10 protein-coding genes are annotated in these 14,217 nt (G+C 70.7%); 5 read left to right on the forward strand and 5 right to left on the reverse strand.

Going from position 1 to position 14,217, the window contains the following annotated elements; translation table 11 throughout:
* Nucleotides 1-51 precede the first annotated feature (51 nt).
* From KBX26_RS23565 to KBX26_RS23585, 5 genes are all read left to right on the forward strand, one after another.
* Nucleotides 52-1,020, forward strand: a complete 969-nt coding sequence (locus tag KBX26_RS23565; RefSeq protein WP_374224324.1) for a hypothetical protein — start codon at nucleotides 52-54, stop codon at nucleotides 1,018-1,020.
* 18 nt (nucleotides 1,021-1,038) lie between these two features.
* Entirely contained in the window at nucleotides 1,039-1,896 is an 858-nt protein-coding gene (locus KBX26_RS23570; protein WP_210861962.1) for a spermidine synthase, read from the forward strand.
* Between the two features lie 126 nt (nucleotides 1,897-2,022).
* A complete protein-coding gene (locus KBX26_RS23575; protein ID WP_030336181.1) occupies nucleotides 2,023-2,715 on the forward strand; it encodes a sigma-70 family RNA polymerase sigma factor in 693 nt (230 codons plus the stop codon).
* Nucleotides 2,712-3,494: an anti-sigma factor gene (locus KBX26_RS23580; RefSeq protein WP_030336184.1), complete on the forward strand. Its 783-nt coding sequence runs from the start codon at nucleotides 2,712-2,714 to the stop codon at nucleotides 3,492-3,494. Before KBX26_RS23575 ends, KBX26_RS23580 begins: the two co-directional genes overlap by 4 nt.
* A 203-nt stretch (nucleotides 3,495-3,697) precedes the next feature.
* Nucleotides 3,698-4,345 carry a hypothetical protein gene (locus KBX26_RS23585; protein ID WP_030336186.1) on the forward strand — a complete coding sequence of 216 codons (648 nt, stop codon included), beginning with the start codon at nucleotides 3,698-3,700 and terminating at the stop codon, nucleotides 4,343-4,345.
* A 79-nt stretch (nucleotides 4,346-4,424) separates the two neighbouring features.
* Here the strand turns inward: KBX26_RS23585 and KBX26_RS23590 are convergent, their stop codons facing one another.
* Genes KBX26_RS23590 through KBX26_RS23610 form a run of 5 tightly spaced genes read right to left on the reverse strand, consistent with a single transcriptional unit; the run spans nucleotide 4,425 to nucleotide 13,934 of the window.
* Nucleotides 4,425-6,185: a stealth family protein gene (locus tag KBX26_RS23590; RefSeq protein WP_210866447.1), complete on the reverse strand. Its 1,761-nt coding sequence runs from the start codon at nucleotides 6,183-6,185 to the stop codon at nucleotides 4,425-4,427.
* A gap of 25 nt (nucleotides 6,186-6,210) precedes the next feature.
* Entirely contained in the window at nucleotides 6,211-8,454 is a 2,244-nt protein-coding gene (locus KBX26_RS23595) for a glycosyltransferase family 4 protein (RefSeq protein WP_210866448.1), read from the reverse strand.
* Nucleotides 8,451-10,100, reverse strand: a complete 1,650-nt coding sequence (locus tag KBX26_RS23600) for a stealth family protein (RefSeq protein WP_210866449.1) — start codon at nucleotides 10,098-10,100, stop codon at nucleotides 8,451-8,453. Before KBX26_RS23600 ends, KBX26_RS23595 begins: the two co-directional genes overlap by 4 nt.
* Nucleotides 10,097-12,085 (reverse strand): PIG-L family deacetylase, encoded by a 1,989-nt coding sequence (locus tag KBX26_RS23605; RefSeq protein WP_210866450.1) that lies wholly within the window; start codon nucleotides 12,083-12,085, stop codon nucleotides 10,097-10,099. The genes KBX26_RS23600 and KBX26_RS23605 overlap by 4 nt, the downstream gene beginning before the upstream one ends.
* On the reverse strand, nucleotides 12,075-13,934 hold the full coding sequence (locus KBX26_RS23610; RefSeq protein WP_156057864.1) for a stealth family protein: 1,860 nt from the start codon (nucleotides 13,932-13,934) through the stop codon (nucleotides 12,075-12,077). Before KBX26_RS23610 ends, KBX26_RS23605 begins: the two co-directional genes overlap by 11 nt.
* Between the last annotated feature and the right edge of the window lie 283 nt (nucleotides 13,935-14,217).

The following is a 14,217-nucleotide window of genomic DNA, read 5'->3' on the forward strand; positions in this document are numbered from 1 at the left end:
GAGGAGTGCCGCGCAGCGGAGCCCCGCAGTCGCGAACGACAGGCGAGCCCGGTGAACGTGCGGGGCGACGCAGCGTTCTTCGTCGACTCGTGGGATCCGGCGTACGGGGCGTCGTTCGAGGCGTCGGCGGCCGGGCCGGCCGCGCCGAGCAGCGCCCAGGTCGACGCGGACGTGGAGCTGCCCGCCGTGGACTGGCGGGCGATCGGGGTACGCCCCGGGGTGCGCGCACCCGACGTGGTGTTGCTGGTCGACGGGGTGCGTCGGATCGACGCGAGCATCTGGACGGCCGAGACCGACGGCGGGTCGTTTCCCGGGTTGGCGGCCTCGTACGCGGCCGGGGTGGTCCGCTGTGACCTGGGCCGGGGTGCGGCGCAGTTGGCGGGCACCCAGGTTGGTAGGGGTCTGTTCACCGCGAGCCCGTCGGCGCGGGATGTGGTGGCGGGCGCGATCCGTTACCCGGTGCACCGGGTGGGTGGCACCGGTGAGTTGGCGAAGCTTCCGGCCGCCGTGCAGGGTCCGCTGACCGCGTTGGAGGTGGCGGTGTCCGACGCGGCCCGGGTCGACGGTGACCTGTTGGTGGTGGACGGCCCGTTGCGCAGTCGTCGGCAGTTGCCGCGCACTCTGGGCTACATCAAGACGCAGCACAGTCAGTATCTGGATGCTCGGCTGACCGCCGTGGTGACCGGGATGGCGTCGGGTGAGCGGTCCCCGGTGTTCCGGCTCGGCACCGCCTGGGGCGGTTGGTCGTGGTATCTGCGGCTGCCGGTGGCGATCGGCGCGCCGTGGGCGGGCATCGTCCGGGTGGAGTGCTCCGCCGACCTGCCGGTCGAGGCGGCGATCGAGCTGGCCGATCTGTCGTTGGTGACCCTGCCGCGCTTCGCGTCCACCCCGTACAAGGACCCGCGGGCCCCGCAGAACCTGATCCCGATCGCCGGTCTGGAGCGCCGACTGCGGGCCCTGCTGGGTGATTCCCGGCTGCTGCACCGCGCGTTGACCACAGCGGCCCGCGCCGCCCGTTGAACGCGGATACTGGTTCCGATGGGGCGTAAACGGGCGGCTGAGCGGGTGGTCGAGCAGGTGGACACCGGGCTGGCGGAGCTGGTGCCGGATCCGGACCGGGCCGGCTCGTGGACGTTGCTGCTGGATGGCGCGCCGCAGTCGCACGTCGACCTGGCCGACCCCACTCACCTGGAGTTCGAGTACGTGCGTCGGCTGGCTGCCGCAGTGGATCTGGTCGCGCCGGCCGGCGCGCCGCTGCGGGTGCTGCATCTGGGTGGCGGCGCCCTGACCCTGCCCCGGTACGTCTCCGCCACCCGGGCGGGGTCGACCCAGCGGGTGTCCGAGGTGGATGGCGCGCTGGTGGAGTTGGTCCGTCGGGCGTTGCCCTGGCCGTCGGACCCCCGGTTGAAGGTTCGGGTGCAGGACGCCCGGGCGGTGTTGGCGTCTACCCGGGAGGCCAGCTACGACGTGGTGGTCGCCGACGTGTTCGCCGGGGCGCGTACCCCGGCGCACCTCACGTCGCTGGAGTACGCGGCCGAGGTGGCCCGGGTGCTCCGCCCGGCCGGTTGGTACCTGGCGAACCTGGCCGACGGCCCGCCGTTGCGGCACGCCCGGGGGCAGGTCGCCACGGTCCGGTCGGTGCTGCCGCAGGCCTGTCTGGTCGGCGACGCGGCGGTGCTGCGCGGGCGCCGGTACGGCAATCTGGTGCTGGTCGCCGGGCGGTCCCAGCCGCCGGTGCCGGAGTTGACCAGACGGGCCGCCGGTGACTGGTTTCCGGGCCGGGTGGTGGCCGGCGACGAGCTGGACCGTTTCGTCGGTGGCGCGCAGGTCGTGCGGGACGCCGACGCGACGGGTTCGGATCCGCCACCGCCGGGGTTGTTCTCGGTACGCCGCTGATCGTCCACCCGACGGGCGGCGCGGAAGTTTTTTCGCCGTTTGTTGATCCGTTGGGACCGGTGCTGCGTACCACCGGGCGGCCCGCCTCGTGGGCCGGCGTTGGTCACGGAGATCCCGGAGGTCTGCATGCACGCGGTGGCGGCCGGTTGGCATGGCGACGCGGTCCGCGCTGACTGGTTGTCGGCGCGACCCTCGTCACGGTCGACCTCGTCTGCCCGGGGGGTCGACGCGAGAGCGACGTCTCGCCAGAATGGTCCGGTGACGCCGCGACCGGCGCCCGGGCGCCATCAGGCGACGTCAACCGAGGCCAGCCACTCCGACCAGTTGATCCGTCAGCTCTACGCCGAGCACGCCGGCCCGTTGCTGATGTTCGTCATGCGCCTGACCGGGGGGGACCGGCAGCGCGCGGAGGACATCGTCCAGGAGACGCTGCTGCGGGCCTGGCGCAACGCGCACCGCCTGGGCACGCAGGGGCAGGGTTCGTTGCGGCCGTGGTTGGTCACTGTGGCCCGCCGCATCGCCATCGACGAGCACCGCAGCCAGGAGGCCCGGCCGCCGGAGACGTACGACCGGGACCTCACCGCCTTCGCCGAGGCGGACAGCACGGACCGGGTGCTGCGCACCATGACGGTGGCGGACGCGCTGCGTACGCTCAGTCAGTCGCACCGGGAGATTCTGATCTCGACGTACTTCCGGGGGCGGACGGTGCCGGAGGCGGCCGAGGAGTTGGGCCTGCCGCTGGGCACCGCCAAGTCGAGGGTCTACTACGCGCTGCGCGCGCTGCGCACGGCTCTGCAGGAGCGGGGGGTGACAGAATGAGCCGGCCGGACCACATGGACGTCGCGGCGTACGCGCTCGGTGTGCTCGACGAGCAGGACACTGAGCGGTTCGAGGAGCATCTCGCCACCTGCTGGGCGTGCGCGGCCGAGTTGGAGACGATGGTGCCGGTGGTCGGGCTGCTCTCCGACATCGACGGCGAGACGATGATGGCGCTGGAGCAGACGGCGACGGATCCGGCCCTGCTGGACCGGACGCTCGGCGCGGTCCGGGCGGATCGGCGGCGTACCCGGTTTCGTCAGATGCTCGCGACGGCCGCCGCGGTGGTGGTCTTCGGCGGTCTGACCGGGTACGGCTTCGTCAGTGTGACGGGCAACGAGCAGCCGCCGGGGGTGCTCGCCGAGTCGACGCCGAGCGCGCCCAACGATCCGCCGACGAGCGTGCCGACGGCCGCGCCGAGCGGCCCGGGTGTGGGTGGCACCGAGGTGGAGGGTGACCAGGTCGAGGCGACCGACCCGACCACCGGTGTGCAGACCACCATGTTCCTGGTGACCAAGGACTACGGCACCCGGATCAATTTCAGCTTGCGGAAACTGCCCGGCCCGCGCGTCTGCCGTCTGGTGGTGGTGCGCAAGAACGGCAGCACCGAGGTCATCTCGAGCTGGTCGGTGCCGGATGGTGGCTACGGCACCAACACCCGGCCGCAGGGTCTTGAGCTGAGTGCCTCGACGTCGGCTCTGCCGGCGGATATCAAGCAGCTCCAGGTGCAGTCGGTGAATGCCAACGGTGTGGCGAGTCCGCTGGTCACCGTATCCTTGTAGGCGCGCCTGCCGCATCGGCGCCGGTCATTTCCACAATGACCGGCGCCGATCTGTCGTTGCGGGAGGCATCCCCTGCGGGGGCGTACGCAGCGCAGCCGGAAACGGTTCAATCGTTTTACGTGAAATTGACCACTGTTACTGCTTCAACCTTGACAGCCCGCCCCCCGTACCTATGGGTGAACTGTCAAGAATGAGGAGGGCACGTGGCACAGATGAAGCGGACCGTCATCGTCGCGAGCGCGATGGTCGCACTAACGGCCTGCGCTCCCGCGGGTTACGACCCCGCGAACTCGAGCGCGGCGGAGCCGGTCGCCGTCGCCGCGGCCGAGCCCACCGCGACGGTTGAACCCGAGGTGTCGGCGTCCGCGGAGGCGCCGGCCGCCGACGCGCCGCCCGCGGACGTCGACCTGACCGAGAAGTTGGTCGGTAAGAGCGTCGCCCGGATGGGCAAGGTGGTCACCGACCAGGACGGCTGGATCCTGTACCGCTTCGACAAGGACACCGCCGACCCGCCGTCGTCGAACTGTGTCGACAAGTGCGCCGAGGTGTGGCCCCCGGCACTGACCGACGGCAACCCGGAGCTCACCGGCGTCTCCGACGACAAGGTCGGCAGCGTGACCCGGCAGGACGGCACCCGTCAGCTCACCGTCGGCGGCTGGCCGGTCTACCGCTACATCGGTGACAAGAAGCCCGGCCAGTGGAAGGGCCAGGCTGTCGGTGGCACCTGGTTCGTGGTCCAGCCGGACGGCAAGAAGAACCTGAGCTGCCTGCCCAAGGGCACCCCGAAGGCGGTCGCGCCGCCGTCGGACAGCGGCTCCAACGACGCCGGGGGTTCGGGCTACTCGTACTGAGCCTGACCGCCCGCGAGGGCACGGTGGTCGGTCGTCGCCGGGGAGGGCGCGACCGGCCACCGTCGTGTCCGGGGGTGGGTCAGGCCCGTTCCCACGGGCTCGGCACCGGGAAGTACGTCTCGAGGAACGGGATGAGCAACGCCATCTGCGCGTCGAGGTCCTCCTCGACGGAGAACGCGTCGTTGAGGCAGAACACCTGCCGGTCCCGGCGGGCGAGCAGGTGCGCCAACCGGGCGGGTGTGTCCGGGTGGGACAGCTCGGCGATGGTGTACCGCAGGTCCCCCGGTGCCGCGCGTCCGGTGTGGAAGGCGTAGTAGTGATGCAGCGACGAGGCGATCGACAGGTCGTCCATGCTGCGGAACTGACTCGCCGCGGTCCGCCGGTACTGCTGCGGGAACGTCTGCTCGATCTCCTGGAGCACGCTGCGCCGCAGCGCGTGCGGCATGTGCTTCATCTTCTGGGTCAGTACGGTGCCGAACCGCTCCGCGATCAACGCGCGGTTGTTCTTCCCGGCCGCCGAGGACGGGATGTCCCCGGCGGTGGGTGGCCCCGGCGGCACCAGCGCCGGCGAGGGGAAGAACCGGGAGATGCCGTTGGCCAGGAAGAAGTCCTGGGGCAGCACCTCGGTGCCGAGGAAGACGTCGTCGTTGAAGTACAGGAAGTGCTCGGAGAGCCCGTCGATGTGGTGCAGTTGACTCTCGATGGCGTGCGAGTTGTACGTCGGCAGCACCGTCGGGTCGGTGAAGATCTCCCGGTGGCTGACCACCCGCAGCCCGCTGGCGGACGGGTCCAGCCAGGCCGGCACCTGGTCGTCGGTCACCACGTAGACGTGGCGTACCCAGGGCGCGAAGAGGTGCAGCGACCGCAGCGAGTAGCGCAGCTCGTCGCGGCTGAGGAAGCGGGCCGCGCTCGCCGCCTCCGCGTGGTACGGCACCCCGGCCACCTCGGCCCGTCGCCGTAGCCAGGCCGGGTCGGTGCCGTCGACCCAGGTGTAGACCACGTCGACCGGGAACGGCACGTCGTCGGGGCGCGGTGCGGCGAACTCCGGACGGGTCCAGGCGGTGGCCGGCGCGGAGGGGGACGCCAACCCGGTGAACCGCGACTCCGGTACGAGCACCAGCGGTGCCGCTACCGTCACCTGTTCGGCCACGGCGTTGGACCGCGGCGCGACAAGCGTGTCACCCTCCCGGGTCCAGAACTCGACGTCGCACCCGTACGCCTGCCCCAGCACCAGCCGACGCTGGGGGTCCGTCCAGTACCAGGTCAGCCGTACCACCGGGGCGTCCGCCAGCCGGTCCCAGGTCTTCGTCTCGAACCCGGCGGCCGGTTGCCCGGTGCCCTCCGGCACCGAGACGTAGCCGGGGACCCGGCCGCACGCGGCGGCGAGCGCGGCGCACGCCTGCGCGCGGTGGGTGGCCTCGACAGCCACCACCGACGAGCGGTGGGACTCCCCCCGCACCCGGAAATGGGGTACGCCGGCCTCGTCGAGCGCCGCCGTCACCGCGGTGAGATTGTCCAGCCGTGCCATCAGAGGGGTGACCGACGCCCCGATCCGGGCCACCCGGGGCCCTCGGTCGGCGGTGACGACCACCCGGTCCGCGCCAGCCAGCAACTCCGGCTGGCGGCGGGCCAGCCGCTCGCCCCGGCGCTCGGAGAGGTGACCGTCGCGGGCGGCCCGGGCGACCCACTGCTTCAGCTGGTGCCGGGCCCGGGGGCTCACCTTCGTCGCGATGGCGCGCCGGGTCTGCGGGCTGAGCACCCGCCGGTACACCTCGACGAACCCGGTGGGTTCGGCCAGTGCCCGGGGTGGCTCGCCCGGGGTGGGCGTCGGTCCGGTCACGCTTGTCCCTTCCCTGCGTCCGGGTTCACGGACGGTCAACGACGACGATCGACAGTTCGCTGTCGCGGGTGTAGTACGGCCGGACCCGCAGCAGTGGCGCCGGGTCCTCCTCGACGAGTTCCAGTCCTGGGTCGTCCACCAGGTATATCTCCGGATAGTTGTAGACGAGCTTCTTGTCGACCACGTCGTCGACGAGCAGACCCAAGCGGACCTCCCGATCCGTGTCGGCTCGCCGTAGCCAGAGATCCCAGTCCTCGTAACGGCCCAGTCGGTGTGCGGCCAGTTCGTCGACGGCCACGTCGATGCGCAGATGACCGCCACGGGTCCGCAGAACCGGCACGGAGACCATGCCCTCGCGGTGGCCGCGTCGGTGCAGCACGGCCCGGTCCGGGGTGCCCGAACCGCACCAGACGGCCTCGATCGACACCCGCTCACCGCTGAGCGCGATCCGTCGCACCTCCGCGTGCTCCTCCCGCACCCAACTGCGTACGGCCAGAAAGCCGTCCGCCGTTCGGTACGGCAGGTGCGCACGGATCGGGTTTGCACCGCTCGGACCATCCACCGGTTGGTATCCGCCGGCGAGTACCCGCGTGTCGATCCGGTCGGGCGTCAGTCGCTGGCGCGCCCCCGTTACCGGCTGCACGTACGCGTTCCAGCGGCCCTCCGGCAGCGCGTCGGCGGGCAGCACCACCGACTGGTAGATCCCGTCGTCCTGTGGTTCCAGTGGCATCCGCACCTTCTGCCCGCTGTCGCGGTCGCGCAGGAGCAGGTGCGCACCCGCCGCGAGCCCGGACGCGTTGACATGCAGGCTGAGACCGTGGTCCGGCAACACCTGGCAGTTCACCTTCGGCCCAGCGCCCGGCGCGGCAGCCCGCCGACGGATCGCCTTCTGCAACCGGGCGGAGGTGGCCCGAGCCTGCCGGATGCGGGAGAGGCGGACCAGAGCACCCATGCTCGCCCGGCGAGCCAGGTCGCTGCCGGCGATCCCGCGCAGCAGCGGGTCGCCCAACAGCCGCGCCAGACCAGGTTCCCGGACCACCTCACCGCCACGAGCCAACACCGAACGGCCGGTTCTCGGTCCCTTGGCCGACCGGGTGACCCGCGGGGGCCGCCCGGTTGCCGGGCCTCGCTCAGCCAGCACGGCGGCGCACTGCTGGGCGAAGGACTCGGCCAGCGTGTCCGGATCGAACCGCGCCGCGTTCACCAGCGCCAGCTTGGCCAGCCTGGCCCGGAGGTCGTCGTCGCTCATCAGCGTCCGCAGCGCGGAGGCGTAGGCGTTGATGTCGTCCATCGGGACCAGCAGGCCGTCGACGCCGTGCTGGATGATCTCCCGGGGGCCTACCGGGCAGTCGGTACTGACAACGGGAAGGCCGAGCCGCATCGCCTCCACGATCGTCATGCCGAACGACTCGCGTTCTGAGGAGACTGCGGCGATGGAGCCCTTGACCCACTCCGTGGACATGTCCTCGCGCCGGCCCATCAGTTGGACCTGGTCGGACAGGCCCAACTCACGGATCTGTGCGGTCAGCGCGGGGCGTTGCGGGCCGTCGCCGTAGATCCGCAACTTCCAGTCCGGGTGGTCGCCGGCGATCCTCGCGAAGGCGGCGATGAGCCGGTCGTACCGCTTGATCGGGTCGAGCCGACCGGCGGTGACCACGATCCGGTTGGACCCGTCGGTGGGCGGGACCGTGGGCTGGGGAACGCTGTTCGGCAGCGCCTCGACGCGAGTGTGGGGTACCGGATTGCCGGAACGGAACGCGGCGGCGTCAGCCTCGGTCACCGTGAAGGCCAGATCGATCCGGTCGTACGAGAGCCGGATCTCCTCCTTCAACGCGTCATCGATCAGGTCCTGTGTCATGTGCTCCTGCGCCACAAGGACCGCGTGGTCGGGGCCGTGCCGCGCCACCACCAGGTTGATGCCCGGTCGGGTTCCCACGACCACGTCAGCCGAGGTCGAGCGCAGATAGCCGATCATCCGTTCGTCGGTGAGCCGGCTGTACTGGGTGTGGAACTCCTCGCTCTTCGGCACCAGCAGGGACGGCTCCCGAAGCTGGGGATCGGCCCGGTCGGGACGTCGCGGCCGGGTGTCGACGAGAGCCACCAGCGCGATCCGGTCATCGATGTCGAACATCGGCTGGTCGGTACGGCGGAACACGGAGGCGATCTCGACGTCGTGACCCTGGCCCACCAGGGCGGTCGCCAGGTTGAGTACGGCGCGGTTGGTGCCGCCCACGCCGTACATGTTGTGGATCAGGAAGGCGAACTTCACCCGATGGTCCTCAGTTCGTAGGGGCTGGGGACCGGGAAGTACGCCTCCATGAACGGTTCGAGGATGGTCATCTGGTGCTGCAACTGGGCGAAGGTCGAGTAGGCGTCGTTGATGCAGAAGGTGTCCCAGTCCCGCCGTGCCTCCGCCCGGCGCAGCCGTGCCTCCAGGTCGGGTACCGCGAGCTGGACGTAGCCGTAGTTGACGCGACCGGGCAGCGCGCGGCCGGTCAGGAACGCGTAGTAGTGGTGCAGTGAGTACGTGATGGTCAGGTCGTTGGCACTGCGGAATCGACTGCGCATGGTGGCCTCGTGCTCGACCGGGAACTCCCGCTCGATCTCCGCGAGGATGCTGCGCCGCAGCGGATAGGGCACGTGCTGGCTACCCTGGGTGAGGGTACGGCCGAACCGCTTCTCGATCAGTGCCCGGTTGTTCTTGATCATCGCGTCCACCGGGGAGTCCAACTCGCTGATCTCGCCGAGCGGAATTCGGTTCTGGGACAGGAAGAACTTGGTGTTGCCGTTGGCCAGAAAGAACGTCTGCGGCGCCAGCGGGCGACCGAAGAACATGTCGTCGTTGAGGTACAGGAAATGCTCGGCGAGGCCGTCGATGCGGTGCAGCTGACTCTCGATAGCGCAAGAGTTGAAGGTCGGCAGCGCGTCCGGGGCCGCAAAGATCTCCTCGTGGTTGACCAGGAAGATGTTGCCAGCGCTCAGGTCGAGCCAGGCGGGCCGTTGGTGGTCGGTCACGATGTAGATGTTGCGAACCCACGGCGCGTTCAGATGCAGAGACCGCAACGAGAACTTCAGCTCGTCCCGGTTGATGTACCGGGACTCACTCGCCGCCTCAGCGTGCAACGACTCGCCACGGACGCCCGCGCGGCGCTGCTGCCACTCTGGATCCGCGCCGTCGACCCAGGTGTAGACAACGTCGATCGGGAAGTCGATGTCGTCCGGGAGCAGGTGGTCGAACTCGGGGCGGCTACGGCGGGGCGGGTGCCACTTCACCGGGGACGCGAGGCGGCTCAGCCGGTGCTCGCCCACCTGTACCGGCGTGCCGTCCAGTGCCACCGCCCGCATCATCCGGTTGGGCCGGGGCGAGCGGAGCAGTCCGGCCTTCCGGTCGGGCTTCCAGAACTCGATGTCGCAGCCGTACGCCGGGCCCAGGATCAGCTTCAGGCTCGGGTCCGCGCGGAACCAGGTCAGCTTGATCGCCTGCGCGGCGTACAGCTCGGTCCAGGCCGGCGCCTCCGACGCGTCGGTGAGCCCGCCGACGATCGGCGGCCGGGGCAGTACCTGGCTCACATAGCAGGTCTCCGCCCCGCCGAGCTTCTCCAGTGCGCCAAGTGCGGCCAACCGGTCGACCTCACTCACGCCGATGACCGGCGTCCGGTCGTCCATGCCGCGCACGAGGAAGTAGTCCACCCCGTGCGCCTCCAGCGCGCCGCTCACCGCGTCGACGTTCAGCTGACGCCCCAGGATCGGAGTCAGGTCGGCATGCACGTGCGCGGTACGACGTCCACCGTCGACCAGGACCTCACGCACCTCGCCCGGGCCATGCCCAGCGCCGCCCGCCGGCACGGACCCGGCCACGTTGACGGCCCGGGATGGTACGACCGCGCGCTGCGGTGCCACCGGCGTGTTGTTCACGGCACTTCCTTCATCGATGTCACTGACGATCCGAATCGTTGCGGTCGCGAGACGCGTAGGCCACCCGCTGTCGACACGGCCAGGACGACGGGGCGGCCGCTGCCGTCAATCTGCACCGCGTGCCCACCGGTGATCGGCGTCGCCTCACGAAACCATCGGCAGGGCGTCGACCCGTCCGGGTCCAACCAGGCGACGCTGGAACCGGAAGCGTCGTCGCGGACCGCGAGCAGGACCGCGCCCGCCCGGGAAACGTACCGGACGGTCAGCGGGCCGGGACCGCCGTGTCCGCCGAGGTCGGCCGCCGTCGACAGGTCCCACTCCCGACCGGCCCCCCGGGTGCGGTACGACAACAACGACGCCGAGTCCCGTCGTCGGAACAGCAGCAGCCGCTCGCCGTCAGGCAGCCGCGCCACGGCGGGGGGACCCGCCGGTGCCTCCGTCTCCAGCACGGCGTACTCGGCCGTGAGTTCCGGTACGGAGACCAGCCAACGTGCGGTCCCGGTACGCGCCGCGGCGAAGACCTCCACGATGTGGCCGTCGAGCGCGACCGCGGTCAGGCCGTCCTGGACGTCCCGGCCGCCGAGATCCTGCCACCGCGTCCAGGACGTCCCGTCGTGCAACCGACAACTCAGTCCCTTGTCGGCGTTGCGTACGAGCAGCAGCACGCCACCGCCGGGCAGCGGGACGGCGTGCGGCATGCCGAGGTGCCGACGCTTCGACGGATCGTCGAGCCCGGCGGGGTTGCCGAGCGACTCCCAGCGGACGTCCGTGTCACCCGGGGCCGCCGGCAGCACGGTCGTGCAGATGTCACGAACGTGTCGGTCGGGCTCAGCCGTGATCTTCTGCCGCACCGTGAACAGCCGCAAGCCACCGTCCGCGGCGGCCAGCGCGACGACGTGCGGCAGGAACCCGGCGCCGGCGAGCTCCCGTCCTGGGGAGAACGCACCGGTGTCGGTCTGCTGCCAGTGGACCACCTGGCCGCCACGTACCGCGAAGGCTGACAACCTGCCGTTCGGGCCCGGCGCGGACCATGCCTGCGAGCCGGGATAGCGCAAGGTGGTGCCTGACGCGTTCCCACCCCCGATCGCGTCGCCCCCGACCTTGCGGTCACCGCGGCCCACTGGACCGTCGGCGGGCAGACCGTCCGCCCAGCCGTAGATGTCCTTGTACCGCTGTTTGACTGCCCGCGCCTCGGGACTGAGGTTGGACGGCCACCGCCGGACGTAGTAGCCGCGGAACGCCTCGACGGACGTGGCTTTGCCACCCCCTTCGGCGAACCACCGTTGGGCCGCCTCGTGTGCGAACAGTCCGGTGACGGTGTGGGCAATGTGGTCCGAGTAGTCACCGGTGTCGGCGTGCTGCGGGTTCGCCCTGTCGTGCAGTTGACGGTCCGGGTCCGGGTCCATCGTCCACAGCAACGTCGGCTCGACCTCGCGCAGGAGGTGCAGCAGCGCTCCGATCAGGCTCTCCCGGGAGTAGACGAAGCTCCCGGAGACCGGCGAACCGAGCGGCACCATGGTCGGTGTGACGGTTGCTTCGCCGGTCCACAGGCGCTGCAGTGGGCCAGCCTCGCTTGGCGAGCCGGGGGGCGGCGTGCACCAGAGGTTGAGAGACACCAGCCGGACCTGTGGCGCGTCGACAAGTGTCGAGAGATCCGCCTCGATGCCCGGACCCACGGTGACCGCATCCCGGCGCCACTTGGCGTCCCGATCGCCGAGAACCATCTCCCCGTACGCGCGCCGGAGCCCGTTGAATCGGGCGGCGGCGAAGCCCTCGAAGTTCACCGGCAGCGCGGCATGTGCCTCGGACCCGGCCGGAGCGTTACGTCCGTCCGCCTCACCGGCGGTCAGGCAGACGGTCACGTGCAGCTGGCTGTGGCGCAGCTGGTTGACGAGCAGCGGGTTCATGAAATAGAGGTCGTCGTCCTGATGGGCCACGATCGCCATGGACCGTGGGCTGCCGCTGAGCTGGCGATCAGACGTCACGGCGTTCCCCAACGGGGTCGGGTCCTCGGTAGGGCCGGTTCCTCCGGTCTGGAACCGCCTTGAAGTCGGTGACCGTGTTGAGCATGTTGTTGGGCATGGTGGGAGCGTCGATCGGGGCGCCCCGACGGGCGTCCTGCACCGAGCGGTACGAGCGCCGATACAGCTCCCCGGCGCCCACGCTCCGCCGCTCCGCCACCACGTCGTCCGGCAGCTCGAACGGGGCGGGGAAGGGCAGGTAGCGCGGCAGGAAGTCGGCCAGCATCCGCTCCTGCTCGGCGAACGTCCGAGGGTCGGAGTCGGTGTCGTTGAGGCAGAACACGTCGCGGTTGCGGCGGGCCAGCAGCTCGGCCAGTCGGGCGGGGGTCGAGGGGTGGCCCAGGTCGGCGTACTCGTACTCGATGTCGCCGGGGACGGCCTGCGCGGTCAAAAACGCCCAGTACTGGTGCAGCGACGACGGGATGGACAGGTCGCCGTGGTGCCGGAACCGGTGCCGGGCGGTGGCCATCACCTCGTCCGGCAGCGTGCCCTCGATCTGCTGCATGATGCTGCGGCGCAGCGCGAACGGGGTGTGCTTCATCTTCTGCGTGATGGTCACGCCGAACTGCCGCTGGATGTGCCGGCGGTTGTTCTTCCCGGCGGCCTTCACCGGCGGGTCCTCCGGCTTCGCCTCGCCCAGGCCGAACTGGGCCGGTGAGGGGAAGAACTTCGCGATTCCGTTGGCGTGGAAGAAGTGGTTGGGCAGCAGCGGGCGACCGAGGAACACGTCGTCGTTGAGGTAGAGGAAGTGTTCGGACAGGCCGTCGATGCGGTGCAGCCGGGACTCGATGGCGTGCGAGTTGTACGACGACCGGCCGCCGAGGTCGGCGAAGAGTTCGGCGTGCGAGATGACCGTGATCATCGGGTGGCTCGGGTCGAGCCAGCTCGGCAGTTGACTGTCGGTGATCAGGAAGATCCGCCGCAGCCAGGGCGCGAAGCTGTGCAGCGACCGCAGCGAATACCGCAGCTCGTCGCGGTTGTGATAGCGCGAGGAGTTCGCGGCGACCGCGTGCAGCGGGCCTTCGGGGGCGCCGAGCGCCAGCGACTTCCGCTTCAGCCACTGCGGGTCGGAGCCGTCCACCCAGGTGTAGACGGCGTCGATCGGGAAGCCGATCCGGTCCGGCGCTCGAACGGCCAGGTCCCGGCGGGTGCCGTAGGTGTGGTCGTCGGCCTCGGGCACGAAGTGGCTCATCAGCGCCGCCGCCACCCGGACCGGCTGCGCACGGGCGGGTGCCTCGTCGACGACCCCGTTGCGCCGCGGCGCGCGGACCATGTCCCCGTGCCGGCTCCAGAACTCGATCTCGCAGGCGAACTGTGCGCCGAGGACCACACCGGCGCGGGTGTCGGTCACCGGGAAGCAGACCTGGATCACCTCGGTCGGGGTGGCGTCCGGTTGGTCCCGACGGGGCTGGACCTGCACCACCCGGACGTCCGCGCCGGCCAGTGCGGGGGCGGAGCGGATCAGGCGTTGGACCGCCGGCCGGTGGTCGTCCAGGACCGCGACGGTGCTGCGCAGGTGGTCGTCGTTACGGATGCAGTGGTATTCGATGCCGGCCGCGTGCAGCGCGGTGGTGACGGCCGTGAGGTTGCGGTGCCACTGCTGCAACGGGGTCGCCGTGGCGACGACCTCGGCCCGGGTGCGAACGCCACCGTCGGTCACTGCCACCCGGGCGCCGAGGGGATGCACCGTGTCGCCGCCGCGCGGGCGGGAGAGCGTCTGCACCAGGCCCATCCGCCGGTGCGCGGGCAGCATGCCCAGCAGTCGCCGCCGGGCCGGTGACGGCAGGAGTCGGTAGATCTTCAGGGCGATCATGCGCTGGGCCGTCCGTTCGCTACGGCCGCCTCGTCAGCGGGCACCGTTCAGCCCTGCGTACGGTTGGCGGGGCGACGTCCCACTCGCGATGATTCGACACACACCCGTGCGGCCATCACTGCATGCCTTTCCACAGATCCCCCGTTGGCACCGCGTGGCGATCTGGCGTCAACCGCGCGTCGCCTGGCGGCGGCTGGCGGCGGACACCGATCTCCGGGCCGGACCGTGTTCTCCCGTGAGGGACGACGTTGGCCGCCGCAGGTGGCCCGGGGCAGTGCATGTT

This window comes from Micromonospora sp. C97 (genome assembly GCF_018070385.1).
Classification (GTDB): Bacteria; Actinomycetota; Actinomycetes; order Mycobacteriales; family Micromonosporaceae; genus Micromonospora; species Micromonospora parva.